General features: G+C 60.9%; 9 protein-coding genes. 4 read left to right on the plus strand and 5 right to left on the minus strand.

The genetic code is table 11. From position 1 onward, the window contains the following. Nucleotides 1-307: 307 nt before the first annotated feature. Both BGC09_RS08335 and BGC09_RS08340 read left to right on the plus strand, forming a co-directional pair. The gene (locus BGC09_RS08335; protein ID WP_069803428.1) at nucleotides 308-2,263 is read left to right on the plus strand and encodes a HEAT repeat domain-containing protein; all 1,956 of its coding nucleotides are present in this window, start codon (nucleotides 308-310) and stop codon (nucleotides 2,261-2,263) included. Nucleotides 2,264-2,473: 210 nt separating this feature from the next. After that, a complete protein-coding gene (locus BGC09_RS08340) occupies nucleotides 2,474-3,955 on the plus strand; it encodes a serine/threonine protein kinase (RefSeq protein ID WP_069803429.1) in 1,482 nt (493 codons plus the stop codon). A 173-nt stretch (nucleotides 3,956-4,128) separates the two neighbouring features. On the opposite strand, the gene BGC09_RS08345 is transcribed toward BGC09_RS08340, so the two are convergent. Continuing rightward, entirely contained in the window at nucleotides 4,129-5,895 is a 1,767-nt protein-coding gene (locus BGC09_RS08345; RefSeq protein WP_069803477.1) for a CocE/NonD family hydrolase, read from the minus strand. A gap of 267 nt (nucleotides 5,896-6,162) precedes the next feature. On the opposite strand from BGC09_RS08345, the gene BGC09_RS08350 reads away from it, so the two are divergent. Further along, nucleotides 6,163-6,948 (plus strand): IclR family transcriptional regulator, encoded by a 786-nt coding sequence (locus tag BGC09_RS08350; protein ID WP_069803430.1) that lies wholly within the window; start codon nucleotides 6,163-6,165, stop codon nucleotides 6,946-6,948. A gap of 513 nt (nucleotides 6,949-7,461) precedes the next feature. Beyond that, complete coding sequence (locus BGC09_RS08355) at nucleotides 7,462-8,157, plus strand: FHA domain-containing protein (RefSeq protein WP_069803431.1); 696 nt, start codon at nucleotides 7,462-7,464, stop codon at nucleotides 8,155-8,157. Here BGC09_RS08355 and BGC09_RS08360 read toward each other — a convergent pair. The 4 genes from BGC09_RS08360 to BGC09_RS08375 form a co-directional block, all read right to left on the minus strand. Next, complete coding sequence (locus BGC09_RS08360; RefSeq protein ID WP_069803432.1) at nucleotides 8,129-8,953, minus strand: hypothetical protein; 825 nt, start codon at nucleotides 8,951-8,953, stop codon at nucleotides 8,129-8,131. The two genes, BGC09_RS08355 and BGC09_RS08360, sit on opposite strands and share 29 nt — an antisense overlap. A 227-nt stretch (nucleotides 8,954-9,180) precedes the next feature. Then, nucleotides 9,181-9,657 (minus strand): DinB family protein, encoded by a 477-nt coding sequence (locus BGC09_RS08365; RefSeq protein WP_069803433.1) that lies wholly within the window; start codon nucleotides 9,655-9,657, stop codon nucleotides 9,181-9,183. 371 nt (nucleotides 9,658-10,028) lie between these two features. After that, entirely contained in the window at nucleotides 10,029-12,722 is a 2,694-nt protein-coding gene (acnA, locus tag BGC09_RS08370; RefSeq protein WP_069803434.1) for an aconitate hydratase AcnA, read from the minus strand. A gap of 791 nt (nucleotides 12,723-13,513) precedes the next feature. Then, nucleotides 13,514-15,079, minus strand: coding sequence for a sensor histidine kinase (locus BGC09_RS08375; protein WP_069803435.1), 1,566 nt, complete (start codon nucleotides 15,077-15,079; stop codon nucleotides 13,514-13,516). Nucleotides 15,080-15,081 lie beyond the last annotated feature (2 nt).

The following is a 15,081-nucleotide window of genomic DNA, read 5'->3' on the forward strand; positions in this document are numbered from 1 at the left end:
AAGGGTTACCCTTATAATTATATACTAGACTGGCTGCCCTGGCGCTGGCACTGCCTGAGACGGCGAGCTCCCTGAAGAGACTGGGAGGCCGGGATGGGCTGAGAATAGAGAAGGCTGCTTGTCCCAACCAATCTTGACGGTAGAAAGCGAAAGCGCGTACAATAGCGAAAAGCCTGGCTGACCGCTGGGGCCGCCGGCAGGAGGCCATGCACTCCAGTCGATCCGCATTCGGGTACTGAACGCAAGAGGATACTCAAACGGCGATACTGCGAAAAAAAGAACGCAAGAGGATAGTGAAAGGAAGAACATGGCAGACGTCTATCGTGATCAGCCAGAGCCTGCAGTGTCGGCCTCGGGGCAGGAGGCCAAAGCGGCGCCGGCCTCGGACGAGGAGACGCCCAGTGTCGAGATGAAGCAAGAGGCGGCCTCACCGGAGGAGGAAGAGGGCGCAGCTCTGTCAAAGGAAGAGAGCGCCGCGCCGGAGCCCCTGTCTGGCGAGGCGGTGGAGCAACCTGGCGAGACGGCAGCGGTGGCGACTGGAGAGGAGCGAAGAAGGCCGGCAGAGTATGCGGCCACTCTGGAGCATCTGCTAGCGCGTCAGCCGCAGCCTCCCCTGGATGCGGAGTCGCTGGCGGTCAGGGAACGTCTGAGCCGACTCCGTACCGATGTCACGACGTTGCTCACCGATTGGCGCTGGGGAGCGCTCAGTCGAGAGGAGGCGGCCAGCCGCCTGGTGCCTCTGCTCGACTTCAGTCCGCTCTCGCAGTGGGCCTCTTTGGTCGCTGCTCATCTCTATGAAATCGACCGTGCTGGTAGCCTGATACCGGTCTGGCAGGCCCTGATCGCGCGCGGTGACCTCCAAGACCAGAAGCAGGAGCAAAGGCCACGGCAAGACAGTAACCCGGCGGAGACCCCGCTGGGAAAGGCTCGCCGTCTTGCAGTACTGATGCTCGGCTGCTACAAAGAAGCGGAGCTGACAAACCTGCTTGGGCGCCTGGCGCTTGATCCCCAGCTTTCCCTGTATGCCGCGCAGGCCCTGCTGCGACAGAATACGCTGTTGGCTCGTCAGACCCTCATGCGAGCTGTAAAAGAAGCTCAAGGCTGGGCGCGTATCGACCTCATCGATACCTGTCTGAAGCTGAAGCAGCCGGGTTTCTTCGACCTCTTGCTCGCCCTTGGCCTGGAGGGCGTTCCGGGTCTTGAAGCCTATGTCGCCCCCTCGCTCTATCGAACCATTCCTTTAGAGGTCTATCTTAATCCGCCCCCAGAGGTGACGGTACCATCCAGGCTGATCCAGCACGCAGCTCTGGTCTGTTACTATGTCTGTCTAGAAAGCATTCAGAGCGCCAGTGTTCAGCCTGAGCAGCCGCCGCTCGTCTTTGAACGCGAGCTACTGCCTTTAGTGGAGGCCCTCTTTAGCAGTGCACGCCGTTATGGAAGCTGGCCGCAGGTGGTAGCATTGCATCAGTTTGCCCTGCTCCTGGGGCGCTATTGGAGTGGCATCGCACGTGGCCTCATCCGCGAGCCACGTGTCATCCAGTCCGTCACAGGCTGTCTGCCTCTCATGCCCGAAATCGAGCGTTGGATGAATGGACCGGCGCGCGATATTTTGTTGGTGGCCCTCAGTGAGCGAGACGAGCGGGCCTGGTCGCCAGTCGTGAGGACGCTACTGGATCTACGCGAACTGCGATTATGTGCGCCTCTGCTGAACCACCTGGAGAGCGTTGATCGGCTGGAAAGCACTCAAGAGGCTCAGCGCCTTGGTCTAGCCTGCGAAGCTCTGGCGGCTCTTGGAGAAAGGCGAGCGCTGGAGGTCTTTCGGCGCCTTCTCACAGAGGTTGTGGCCCTGCCAGAACGCACTGCCCTTGCTCAGCGCGCCGACCCCTTGCTGCCTGAAGATGAGCATGTGCCGGGCAGTGTCCTCGCTGTGAACGTGCTGCGGGCCCTGGCTCTGCTTGGGGTTTCTGAGAGCCTCGATCTTGTAGTGCAGGCTTGCCGTGACTTTGATCCGGTTGTGCGAGAGGCGGCTTTTGAGGCTCTGATGAAACTGGATGCCAGCGGCGAGCAATGGAACAGCCGTATGGCTATGCGTGAAGCGCTCAGTGACCCGGCCCCGGCGGTAACGGCTTTGGCCTGCCGTCTGGCGGCTCAGTATCGCGATCGCGAATCGCTGCCGGCCTTGCGCTACTTACTCCAGTCGCGCCCATCGGTGCGTGAGGCTGCTGCGGCAGCGCTTGCCCAGCTAGAGCAGGCCGTGGCCTAGCCAGCCCAGGCCCGGCCAAGCCTGCTGGCTGGGAGGATGAAAGTGCCTTCCCCTCTTTCTCCTGCTATCTTGTTTCATAGCCCCTCTGTATACTATACAATAGGAACCAGAAAACTCTATTTGCCCGTCAGGGAGAACTACTAAACCTCTCTCGCGACTCCTTCCTGGCGAGCTTTCTCTCTGTTATCCAGGTAGTGAGGGTCAAACGGAATGAATATGTTGGTGGGGAAGACGCTCGGTGGATATCGTCTCTTACGGCTCCTCGAAAGTGGTGGGATGGGGGATATCTATCTTGCCCAGCATGAACGGATTGGGCGCAAGGTTGCTATTAAGGTCATCTGTAGCGATCTCCGCTCTGCTCCTCTCTCTCCCGAAGGTATTCAGGCTGCTCGCCGCTTTATCCGCGAAGCGCGGGCTGTCGCTGAGCTTGAACATGAGCATATTTTGCCCCTGTATCATTTTGGTGAAGAGACACTTGAGCCGGACTCAACGGTTATTACCTATCTGGTTATGCCCTATCTTTCTGAAGGCTCGCTCTGGAAGTGGTTGCAGCGACGGACGCAGCAGTACGGCTTTAGCTGGCCTATCTCGGCGGAGGAAGCCGGTTACTATCTGCTTCAGGCGGCCTCAGCTCTCCAGTGTGCCCATGATCATGGCATCGTCCACCGTGATATCAAGCCAACGAATTTTTTGATCCGCGTCGATCGCGGCCCGCTCAGTCCTACAGTAGACTCCGAGCGGGCGGCTTTGCTGAATCGCATCTTTCCGCATGGCCGGCCTCATCTGCTACTGGCCGACTTTGGTCTGGCGACCTTTTACCGCCAGGGCCGTTCGTTTCATCGCTCTGTTGGGACGCCGCTCTATATGGCGCCCGAGCAGTTTGATGATCCTGCTCAGGCTGATGCGGTGGCCGTTGGTCCTCCCGCCGACCAGTACGCGCTCGCGGTCATGATCTATCAGCTTGTCACTGGCCGGGCGGTCTTTGAGGGGACCGCCAGCCAGCTGCTGCATCATCACCATCATACTCCTCCGACGCCTCCCAGCGTCTATAATTCCTCGTTACCGCGAGAGTTGGATGAGGTCTTTCTGCGAGCATTAGCCAAGAAGCCTGAGCAGCGCTTCCCAACGATTCTGGCGTTTGCCCAGGCCTACGATGCCGTGATCCAGGCCAGGTTGCAGACGAGTGCCCAGCTTCATCAGCAGCGCAGCGAGGTGCGAGCGCTGGCGGTGGCGGCCAATCACCCCGCTTGTCTGGCCTTGCCTGAGCCAGTGGAGGAGCGGCTGGTGACGCCGAGGCGCACGCCCCAGCCGGAAGAGGCGCCGCTCAAGGCGGCGGCCCAGCTTAGACGGGCGCAAGAGGAGCGAGAACGGCACCAGCGGCAGAGGCAGACCCCAACTCCTGCCACTATGAAGCAGGTGGGGCAGGAGGCAGTTGCACCAGAGAACGAACCAGCCCCTGCCCCAGAGCCGCAGAGCGAGGGCGAGCGTGGCGTGCAGGGCCAGATCAGCGCTGCTGAACGTTCACGAGAGTCGCAGCCGCTCTTACTCACAAGCCGCTTGCTTGTGCTAACGCTGACGCTTCTGGCCGTAGTGGTTCTCCTCGGCGGCCTCCTGCTTTTTTTACTGCTGCTAGCGAGTCATCTCGGCGTTTTCTCCTACGTCATGCCGCCTGGTGAGCGTCTCTGGTACTGACCGGGCTGTGCTGGGGACCACAGCGGCCTGACTTTCGCTCTTTGACTACCACCGCAAAACGCTACTGACGCGGTGTGGTCAGCTGTGCCAGGCCCAGCAAGCGCGCGATCTGATCAGCGCGGGTGCCGCGTACTGGCTGGCGGCCAGGGAGGCTGAACCGCTGCCTGGCTCCACTAGTGAGGCACGATCGGCAGAACAACATAGGAAGGGTGCTCGCGATTATGGAGAATCGTCTGCTGAGCGGGGATCATCTCGGCGCTAGCCCCCAGTGGCTGGCCAGTATTCGGGTTGCGGTCCCAGCGGGGGAAATTGCTGCTGGTGATATCCAGGCGGATGCGGTGGCCTGCTTTAAAGAGATTGCTGGTCGACCACAGATCGATGACATATTCATACGCTTTGCCAGGCTCGATCAGCGAGGGGTCGCCGCCTCGTGGCGCATGGCGGTAGCGGGCCCGAATGATGCCGTCGGTCAGATTCTGAGCGTAGCCATCGGGATGGACATCGACCAGGCGTGCGACAAAGTCGGTATCGGGAGCGCTGGAGGCAGCCCACAAGTGGACGCGGATGGGGCCGGTGACCTCCAGGTCCTCCTGCAGGGGGGCGCTGGTATAGACCAGGACATCGTGGCGGCTCTCTGTGGGTCGCTGGTCGAAGGGGCCAGCGGGGTACTCGGGAGCCATCAGCAAAGCGCCGCCGCGCGTGATGACCGGGTGAGCTGGGTCGTAGGTATACTGATCGGCGCTCTCGTCCTCTGGCGGCTCAGTAGAGAGGGTGCCATCACCGTCAAGGGTATTAGCGTGGCCCTGGCTGTGCAGGTAGTAGCGTGTCTCGACGGCGCGGGCCAGGGGCCACTCCTGCTCATCGCGCCAGACATTGGCCCCCATCACGAAGATCTTGAGCGGGGCCTCCTGGGCGATACCATTCTCGATACCCTTGAGCCAATAGTCGAACCAGCGCAGCTGATAGGTCATGAAATCCTGCTGCAGATTAATAAAAGCGGTAGTCGAAGCGAAGCCGAAAGTCTGCTCGCCGATCAGGGTTCCTTGCGAGGTATGAGCCCAGGGACCGATCAGCAGCTTACTCTGGCGGGCCTGGGGGGTAGCACCGCGCTGACGCATCGCGGTGAAGTGCTCCAGTGTATCCTGCAAGAAGATATCGTACCAGCCGCCGCCACTGAAAGCTGGTGCGGTCACCCGGTCGTGCTTCCCGCTGATATTCATATATTCGGCGGCGGCGCGCTGCATTGGAAACTCCAGGGCCAGGAAGAAGGCAGGTGCAATCTCCTGGGTTTTCAGCGGGCGAAAATCCTTGAGGGGCAACGACCAATAGCCTTCCTTGCCCAGGGCGTCCATCTCCTTCGTCCAGAGGGCGATGGCCCGTCCCAGGGCCTGGGGATCGTTGCGGTACCGGCGCATCAGCACGTCCATCCCCATCTGCAGCTGCCAATGGGCCATTGTGCCCAGCTCCAAGGCGCCGCCCCGGAAGACCACCCCATTAAAGGGATCGCTCCAGGTGAAGAGCGGGATCATCGTCTTCAGGGCTGGGGGCTGCTCGACCGCTGCCGACCACTGAGTGAAACCGAAATAGGAAGCGCCGTATGTCCCTACCTGGCCATTGCTATAGGGCAGGCGCGCTGCCCATTCGATTGTATCGAAGCCGTCGCGGGCCTCGTTGGCCATCGGCACCCAGTCGCCTTCGGAAGTGAAGCGTCCGCGTGTATCCTGCACGATGACCACGTAGCCGCGCCTGGCGGCCTGGGTGGGGTCCAGGATTGCGCTTGCCAGCGGCAGATCCTTGCCGTAAGGCAGGCGTGTCAGCAGCACCGGCCACTGTCCTTCGCCAGCCGGTCGGTAGATATTCGCGCGCAGCGTCGTCCCATCGCGCATGCGGGCGGGGACATCATAGTCTACGATGACTTGCTGACCCGGTTGCGTTGTCATAGATGCTGAAACTCCTTCCTGCAGATGCCTACCTACCTTTGTGGCTGTGGCCGCCTGGCCGGCCAGAGGCGACCAGGCCAGGTCGAACCAGAGCTGACGAGGCCCCACACGCAGGGCCTGAGTGATCATGGTGTATGATACAACGCCTCACGAGGAGAATGCCAGTCTTGACACTCCCTCAGCCGTCTGACTATACTGCCACTCATCAATTGTGGGACACTCTATTCCGGCAGGCGAACCAGGCAGGCCGGTATAAGGGGGAGACGTATGCGGCATGGAGCGCCCCTGGATGGCGAAAAGACTGTCCAGATTGTCCATCGGATCGCCAGTGTGCTGCGCGCCTTTCATAGTCGCCGTTTGCTAGGGATCACTGACCTGGCCCAGGCGACGGGCCTGCCCAAGTCGACGACCCATCGTTTGGTGACAGCCCTGGTGAATGAGGGTTTACTGATTCAGGATGAAGATACGCATAAGTACGGTTTGAGCTTGCATGTTACCGCCCTGAGCGCGAGCGTCCTGAGTTCTCATGCAGTACGTAAAGTGGCCCGGCCCATCCTGATGGAGTTGCGTGACCAGACGCGCGAATCGGTCCATCTGGCCGTGCTTGAAGGGGTGGAGGTGGTCATTATCGATACAGAGGATTCTTATTTCTTTGTGCGCGTCGTGAATGTGCCAGGCCAGCATCTACCAGCACATGCGGTGTCGACCGGCAAGGTGTTGTTGGCCTATCAGTGGGAGCATCGCCTCAGCGAGCTGATTGGGCAGATCAAGCTGGAGCGCTACACGGAGCGGACGATCACCGATCCTCGACGCTTTATCGAGGAGCTGCGTCGGGTGCGGATGCAGGGCTATGCGGTCTCAAGTGGCGAGCTGGAGGAAGGCGTCGATGCGGTGGCTGCGCCCATTTTTGACCATCTTGGGGCAGCCGTAGCTGCCGTCTCGATTGGGGGACCAAGCGAGCGCTTTCATCCACGTCTCTCCGACTTTATTGAGGCGGCCGTGCACGCGGGCCAACGCATCACTCAGGCCCTGCGCTATGTGGGCTGGAACTAGGAAGGAAGCGGCTGACAGCTACGAGCGGCGGAGCAGCAGGGCTGCCAGCCGTCGTGTCTCTCTCTTTCTGCTGGAGGGCCTACAAAGGCTGGCGATGGGCGCGTTGTCTCCAGGCGGCAGATCGGAATATCCTACGGTGTCTGTGGGATTGTGGTATGCTACAATCAGTGTGGGAGGGAAGAGGAAAGCGCACTCTATTCGTCCAGTGCCTGTGCCTGATCCACCTCGCCTCTTACCTGGTCTCAGCCTCTGCCACGGCCCGAAGCGCGCCCGGCTGTCCTGCCCGCGAGCTGCCCATGTGGGGGAGCCTGGGTGAGGTTGTACTGGTTTGTGGGTGAGCGAGTCAGTCAGGCTTGGGCGGAGTCAGGGGCGGCGCCTTGCCCACTTGTCTGCCTGCTTACCCTGCAAGCAAGAGCGGAGCGAGAACGGAGAACTGGATGCTGGTCCATGCGGAATGTGTTTTGGTTGATGCGTACTCGGGAACACAGACGCCTCAGCGAGGAGTGCCGCCAGATGTTGCGAGAGTCTTCAGAGCAGCCAGGGGTCGCCTATTTGGTGATTCATCGCGAGCCGTTGCCGAACAAGCGTGTTGAGCTGTGGAATGAGTGTACCACTATAGGTCGCAGCCGTGACTGCGATATTTTCCTGGAGGATGTCAGCGTCCATCGCCGGCAGGCGAGCATTCTGTACACACCTCAAGGTTACCTGCTGCGCGATGATCATGGAAGTGGCGATAGCTTTGTAAATGGACGTCCCGTCAAGCAGGTACTCCTGCATGATGGAGACGAGCTGCGTTTTGGCAATACTCGTCTGACCTTTTATGCCCATGAAGGTACCCGCCCCTTCCAGCTGGCCTCTTCGCGAGGGAAAGAGCTGCATTTGACCAGGCAGCCCGATCCTGCAACCAGTGTGATTGCGCGTCTGGAACTGGGCAGCGTCAGGGGAGTCCCACGGACCTTTGAGCTGTTGCCCGAGATGACAATTGGCCGTAGTCGCGATTGCGATCTCTTCTTGGAAGATCTGACAGTCAGTCGTCTGCATGCCACGGTCCGCCAGTTGCCAGATGGCCAGTACGAGCTGGAAGATCGACGTTCAGCCACAGGCACTTTTGTCAATGGTCAGCGCATCTCGCGCTGTATCCTCAAAGATGGGGATGTTATCCAGATCGGCAATCATCGCATCATTTTTCGCCTGGTACCTCCTTCCTGAGCACGGCTGCAACAGCTCGCAAGTGTTCCTCGTAGGGGTCAGGCGCACCTGGGGCTGCTGGCGCCTCGTAGGCGTGAGTCTCCCGAACGAAGCGCAGGACCTCTGAGGGGACCTCGTGGGCGTGGGCTGCCGGATTCTGACGCACACGGGTCGAGGAGATGTCTCGATAGGCCGGGTCGAAGGGCAGGGCCTGGACCGCGTCGGCGAATTGGCGATTCTCGGGCCGCGCCAGGAGCGCACGTAGCTCCTCTTCGCCATTGCTCCCTCGCGGAGCCACCAGCAGATGCGCCAGACGGAACAGCTCATGCAGGGCCGCATCGCGATCGCGATAGTAGCGCGCATCAAAAATCTGTACAATCTTGTCAAAGCCGACCAGGAAGGTGAGACGACTGACCCCCGGAAAGCTACGGTGTACTGCCTCTGCCTGCTCGACGTAGAGGCCGCGATTAAACAGCAGCAGACCCACGCCCGGCAGCTCGTGCTGCAGAAGCTGTTGCAGTAATACCAGGCGATCCAGCAGGGTAGGGCGCTCGACATGCTCCTTATCGACGATCTGCTTGCTGAGAGCCGCGTAGACCAAAACGTCGGCACCACCGTGCTCCTGGGCCTTGTGCAGCAAAGCCAGGTGAGCTGTTGTCGGAGGATTGAAGGAGGCAGGGAAGACAATGATATGGCCTTGTGGCTCTGCCGAAGGGGGTACAACGATCACTGTCGGCGGCTCGTGTGGATCAAGTTGCTCTAGCAAAGCCTGGAGAGCGCGGTACTGCTCCTGTAGCTCAACAGCTATCTGTCCCATGCGCTGCTTGCTCCTCGTCACTATCTGCCTGACACCGCTTGGTGAGGGTACTGCTAGCGAGCCAGGGTACGGCTGCTTCTTTAAGCATAGCACATGCCAGGGAGGGTGAGGAGAGGAAGCCTGGCCCAAGAGGGCGCAGCCTGATCTTCGGGGGCAGTCGCGAACTGGCAGAAGCTGGTAGGAGGCCAGTCGGAGCGTGTCCTGCGAAGCAGTTAGCTTCTTCCTGGCTAGCGGAGCCGATCGCGGAAGGCGGCGATCTGCGCGCTATGTTCGCGCTTGTGGCCGTAGTACATATACACGATCAGGTCATCGAGCGAGTAGGGGTCACCATACCAGGGCAAGGTGCCCGCCTGGCGGCAGGTTTCCGCCGGGATGCGCGTGATCAGCTCCATAGTGCGCTCATGCGCTGAGACATACTCCTGGAGCACCTCGGCAAAACTGGATGTCCGGCGCATTGCCACCTCGGTCTCGTTAAACTGCGGTCCCAGCTCGGTAAAGCGCCCCAGATAGGGAGTAGGATCGTCTTCGAGGAAAGAGATCAGGACATCGACCAGCACCAATTCATACGAGGCAAGGTGAGCGATGAGATCTTTGACGGACCAGACTCCGCAGGCTCCACTCTGCTCACGTGCCGACTCGGGAAAGCCTTCCAGAGTCTTCATGACGGTCAAATGGCCGTATTTTAAGACATCGCTCGCGTTCATTGTTTCTTCCTCCTCTGCACGCTGGCCAGAGACAACCGCTGGTGACCCGCTAGGGAAGTGATAGTCTTTCTCCCTTCCAGCCTTGCAACCGGGATCTGCCCACCGCATCGCAACGACCTCATAAGCCTAACCGACAGCGTCCCACCTTGTAAACCACAGAAGTACTGGCGGCTGAAAAGGAAAAGTCCCCAAAGCCAGAGGCCGTCTTCTCAGCAAGGGCATGAGCAGCCAGCGGCCTCGCCGGGCCGCGCACCCAAAGCGAGGCGTCCCTGGCTGCTCTCCAGGTCTGCGGGTATCCCCCAGCAGAAGATGCCTTTGAGCCTGCAGAGGCTGGTCACCCTGGTTGGGGGCTGGCAGGACCGCGGGCTGGCCTAATCCTGGATCAGGCGGCGCAGAACGGTCGGCAGAATGCCCCCATTCTTATAGTATGTAACATCGACCTTGCTATCCAGGCGCGCGATCGTCTGGAATGTAAAGGTAGAGCCATCCTCACGGGTCACGCGCACCGTGACCTCCTGGTGTGGTTGCAGATCGTGCTCGATGTCCAGAATATCGTAGCGCTCGCGTCCCGTCAGGCCCAGAGACTCCTTGCTCTCGCCCGGGCGGAACTGCAGTGGCAAGATGCCCATACCGACCAGGTTGCTGCGATGGATGCGCTCAAAGCTCTCAGCGATGACCGCACGAATTCCCAGCAGGAGTGGCCCTTTCGCGGCCCAGTCGCGTGACGAGCCTGAGCCATATTCCTTGCCGGCGATCACCAGCAGCGGGACGCCCTCCTCCTGGTAACGCATGGCCGCGTCGTAGATGGTCATCTCCTGGCCATCGGGCAAGTGGAGGGTAAAGTAACCCTCTTTGCCGCCCACCAGGCGATTGCGCAGGCGGATATTGGCGAAGGTGCCGCGTACCATGACCTCGTGATTGCCGCGGCGCGCCCCGTAGGTATTGAAATCGCGCCGCTCCACACCGCGGGCCAGCAGGTACTTGCCGGCGGGACTATCGGGTGAGAAGCTGCCGGCGGGTGAGATATGGTCGGTCGTAATGGAGTCGTCCAGCATCACCAGTACCCTGGCCCCCTCAATGGGCTGCAGAGGAGGAGGCTCAAGGGCCATGTCCTTGAAGAAAGGCGGCTCCTGAATATAGGTCGAATTGGGGTCCCAGTTGAACAGAGGCCCTGTTGCATTGCTGAGCGAGCGCCAGTGTTCGTCGCCCTCGAAAACGTGGCTATAGTTCTTCTTAAACAGCTCCGGAGAGACCGCGCGGCTCACCACCGCATTGATCTCCTCCTGGCTGGGCCAGATCTCGCGCAGATAGACCGGGGCGCCGTTCGCATCGTAGCCGATGGGGTCTTTCGTCAGATCGATATCGACTGTACCGGCCAGCGCGTAGGCCACCACCAGCGGTGGCGAAGCCAGGAAGCTTGCGCGCACCTGGGGGTGGATACGGCCCTCAAAGTTGCGGTTACCCGAGAGGACCGCGGCCACAACCAGGTCATTAGCCTGGACGGCCTCCGCCACCGGCTCCGGCAACGGCCCGCTATTTCCGATACAGGTTGTGCAACCGAAGCCCACCAGATGGAAGCGCAGCGCCTCCAGATAGGGGAGGAGGTCGGCGCTCTCCAGGTAGTCGATCACGGCCCGCGAGCCAGGGGCGAGGCTGGTTTTCACCGTTGGCTTCACGGTCAGGCCCCGCTCTACAGCGTGCTTCGCCAGCAGGCCGGCGGCGATCATCACCGAAGGATTGGAAGTATTCGTACAGCTCGTAATCGCGGCGATAGCGACCGCCCCATCGCTAAGCGTCGTCTGGGTATCGCCGAGATGCACAGTCGCACTGCGCCGATGGCCATTGCTGCCGATGCGGTCGGCGTAGGTCTCGCGGAAGACCTGTCCCACGCGCGCCAGCGGCACGCGGTCCTGTGGACGGCGCGGGCCGGCCAGGCTGGGCTCGATCGTGGCCAGGTCCAGCTCCAGGAGATCGTCGAAGAGCGGCTCGGGGGCATCGTCGCTGCGGAAGAGGCCCTGAGCGCGAGTATAGTCTGCAACGAGCTGGACCAGCTCGGGATCACGCCCAGTGCTGCGGAGATAGCGCAGCGTCTCCTCATCGACGGGGAAGAGTGTTGCCGTGGCTCCGAACTCTGGCGACATATTGGCGATTGTGGCCCGATCGGCCAGAGAGAGATAGCGCAGGCCGGGGCCAGTAAACTCCACAAACTTGCCCACCACGCCGCGCTTGCGGAGCAGCTGAGTCACCGTCAGTACCAGATCGGTAGCGGTAGACCCTTCTGGCAATGCCCCGAAGATACGCACCCCGATCACCTCGGGCGTCAGCAGATAGAGCGGTTGACCCAGCAGCACAGCCTCGGCCTCGATGCCGCCAACGCCCCAGCCAAGCACGCCCAACCCATTGACCATTGTCGTATGTGAATCGGTGCCCACCAGCGTATCGGGGAAGGCCAGGCGTTCCCCCTGGACCTCCTTCGTCATCACAACCGAAGCCAGGTACTCCAGGTTCACCTGATGCACAATGCCCGTGCCTGGGGGCACTACTCGGAAATTGCGGAACGCCTGCTGGGCCCAGCGCAGCAGGGCGTAGCGTTCGCTGTTGCGTTCGTACTCGCGCTCGACATTGCGCTGGAAGGCCAGCGTTGAGCCGAAGACATCGACCTGTACCGAGTGGTCAATGACCAGATCGGCGGGAACCAGCGGATTAATCTTTTGAGGGTCGCCGCCCATACGGGCGACAGCGGAACGCATTGCGGCCAGATCGGCAACAGCAGGAACGCCGGTGAAATCCTGAAGCAGCACGCGCGCTGGCATAAAAGGGAACTCCTCATCGCTACTGGCGGCCTTGCCCGGCTGCCAGCGCGCCAAAGCCAGCACGGTCTCCTCAGTGATCAGCTCGCCATCGGAGTGGCGCAGCAGATTCTCCAGCAAGATTTTCACCGTGAAGGGGAGGCGCTCCAGGTGCACGCCGTGTCTGGCCAGCGCCTCAAGACGGTAGTACGTAACAGTGCCATAGTCCCCGCTCAGCCTTGAGCGGGCACCGAAGGCGTCGCTGTAAGTAGCCATGCTCTTCTGTCCTCTATCCTCTCATAGGTTCGCGATCTTGGGGAAAATCAGGACTGGTATGGTCGCTAGGGGAGTGAAGCTGAGAGAGAAGCGCAATCGGTAGCAAGTGCGTAGAGTCCACTGTATCAGGACTGGGGCCACCGCATCTAAGGAACTCCCCTACGCCACTCGGGTTTCCTGTCCGCCAGCGTAGCGATGGGTGACGGCTACAACAGTATCCAGCTTCATTAATTATAATGGATGAGCAAGAGCCACGGCAAGCGTGCGGGAACTCCTAACCTGTATCGTACCGTCTCACAGCCGCAGGAGACCGGGGGTGGGCCAGCGCTGCTGGAGGAGATAGGAAGAGAGAGCTAGTGGAGAGAGGAGAGAGGCAGAAAAGAGGTGGGGGTCCGAGAGTGCCAGCGTGTCCGATAGAAGCTTACACAACGAAGAGTGAACACCGCACGGAGAGACAAAGATGCTACTCGTTTCAAAACCCGCAACGGGCACAAAGACCGTTCCGAGCACCGGCGATGAGCCGTCGATAATCTTGGCCCCCGTAGCCAGGTCCCGGTCCCTGGCTAGAGCTTACCGTCGACCCATCGAACCGCAGTAAGCTTCCATGAACACTGGCAGCTTCCCGGACCCCACCCAGTTATTACTATGCGTCATTGCCTGGCAAAACGCATCAGCAGATGTACCTAATCGTCTTCGAGCAGCAATGTGGGAAGCGCTTTCTGCTGGGAGAGAGGGGCAAATGGTCTGACCTGTCCGGGTCTGGCCTAGTGGGGGGAGCGATGAGAGGGACGCTAGTGCGGTGAGTGAGGGCTCTGCTGTTCAGGAGGCAAGGGCAGCGAGAGGCGGATGGTGCAGCCCTGACCGGGGGCTGACTCGATTGCCAGCGTTGCGCCGATCAAAGCTGCGCGTTCGCGCATCCCGAGCAGTCCCAGGCCTCCCTGGGAGCCGTGTTCGCGTCCCGTGTCGACCTGCTCAGGGGAGAAGCCACGGCCATTATCGCTCACAGCCACTGTCAAGCAATTGGGGAGGTAGGCCACATGCAGCCAGGCCTGGCTGGCCTGTGAGTGGCGCCAGACGTTTGAGAGCGCCTCCTGAACGATGCGAAAGACAGCGATCTCTGCCTCTGAAGAAGTCGGGCGAGGCTCGCCCGAGCAACTGAAGGCACAGGGAACGCCGCGTTCGGCAGAGCTGTCGCTGAGCCACTCCAGAGCTGCATGCAGACCCAGGTCATCCAGCACTGAGGGGCGCAGATCGCGGCAGGCGCGGCGCACGCCCTCCAGTGTACGATCGGCCAGATTCTGCAGGCTGGCATGCCACTCCAGATCTTTCTCTGGCAGCTGGAGCTGGCGCATAGCGCGCCCCAACCCATCCAGGCCGAGAGAGAGGGCGATCAGGGCCTGAGCCGTATCGTCATGCAGCTCGCGGGCCAGGCGGCGGCGCTCCTCCTCCTGTACGCGCGTAATCAGAGAAGCGTAGTCGCGTAGCTCATCCTGGCGCCGACGGGCGCTGCGCAGGTCTTCGAGCGCGCGCTGCAGCTCATTGGTCTGGATGCTCAAGCGCGTACTCACCAGGGCCAGGTAGTAAATAGCGAAGAGCGGCACCAAGAAGAAGAGCCAGGCCAGCTCGGCGGCCGCATCGTCGAAGATGTCGACCACAGGCAAGAGCGGGCCGACGCTCAGCACCAGAGCCTGAAAGCGCAGAAAAGGAGAAGCCAGGTAAGCGCGCCAGGCGGCCCCGGCGGGTCGTCCGGACCAACGGAACATTACCGGCAGGGCGATCAGAGCGATGAGGATCATCATCACCACAGCGGCCAGCACGCTGCCGAGCAGCTCATTGGTTTCGGCCAGGCGTCCACTGTGCTGGAGAGGCAGATGCGTGCTGCCGGCCATCCAGACATAGACCGAGCCGGCCAGGAAGACGATCAAGCCTGTACTGGCCAGGCGATAGCAAGCCTCGCTCCATGAGATGAAGCCGCGTGCCAGCGTATAGCCCTGGAGGACCAGCTGGGTGATGAGGGCTGTCAAGACGGCGGCGGGCACACTAATCAGCACGCTGGCGGCCAGATAGAAGGGGGCAGTGATGTCGAAGAGAAAGAGCGGGCGCCAGGTATCCAAGACCTGCTGCTGGGTATTTTTGGGATCGGCCAGTTCGGAGCGCAGCAGACGGAGCAACGAGTAGCGTCCCAGCAGGGCCAGCAGGGAGGTCAGGGCGACCAGGCTATAGATCGCACGTGGGCCGTAAAAATTGGGAACTGGTCGGTAGTTGTGGATAGACCAGAGCAGCAGAGGCAAAACAATGGCCAGAGAGAGCGCGATCACCAGCAGCCGTAGTGGTGAGAACTGTGCCTGCTTGAGCATGG

Source organism: Thermogemmatispora onikobensis (assembly GCF_001748285.1).
In the GTDB taxonomy this organism is placed as follows: Bacteria; Chloroflexota; Ktedonobacteria; order Ktedonobacterales; family Ktedonobacteraceae; genus Thermogemmatispora; species Thermogemmatispora onikobensis.